At 56.0% G+C, this 530-nt stretch carries 1 protein-coding gene; it reads right to left on the bottom strand.

Annotated features, from left to right (window positions below; all coding sequences use genetic code 11):
* Positions 1 to 22 precede the first annotated feature (22 nt).
* On the bottom strand, positions 23 to 530 hold a 508-nt coding region (locus KIP88_RS46045; RefSeq protein WP_214494658.1), incomplete at its 5' end, for a cupin domain-containing protein.

Here is a 530-nt window from a genome sequence, read left to right as displayed (position 1 = left end):
GTGGGCAAATGTTTGAGCCCGCCTAGTATTCTGCCCCATATTTGAGACCGATTGCGTTGATCTGCTCCCGCGTCAATTCTTTTCGCGGTTCGCCGGGTCGGCTGCAGGTTTCGCGAAAGAAACCGTCGAGGCCTGGGGGCACCATGATCCACAGCAGAACCAGTTCCTGATCTGGACTACTGAAACCATGCCACGTGTTCCTGGGTATGAAAATCGTTCCACCTCTTTCGCAAGAGTGACGCACATCGTTGAGTGTGACCGTGCCACTGCCTTCCAGAACGTAGAATGCTTCGTCCCTGTCGAGGTGTCGGTGAACCGGAATGCCTGAGCCCTTGGGTAGCTGCTGAATGCCGAGGCCAAGATTATTGGACCCCGTTACGGGGTCGACCTTGATGAAGATGTTGCCGCCATCACGAAAATGGATCAGGTGTTCACCCTCTCCGGCACCAAGCACATAGCCCTGCGGCACCGGGTTGTGCGACTTCGCCTCAATCTCCTTGCTGTTTGGCATCGCGTGCTCCATTGGCCGA

Origin of the sequence: Bradyrhizobium sp. SRL28 (assembly GCF_018596315.1) — a bacterium.
In the GTDB taxonomy this organism is placed as follows: Bacteria; Pseudomonadota; Alphaproteobacteria; order Rhizobiales; family Xanthobacteraceae; genus Bradyrhizobium.
Note: the sequence above shows the minus strand (reverse complement) of the source record. Positions and strands in the feature narration are given on the sequence as shown.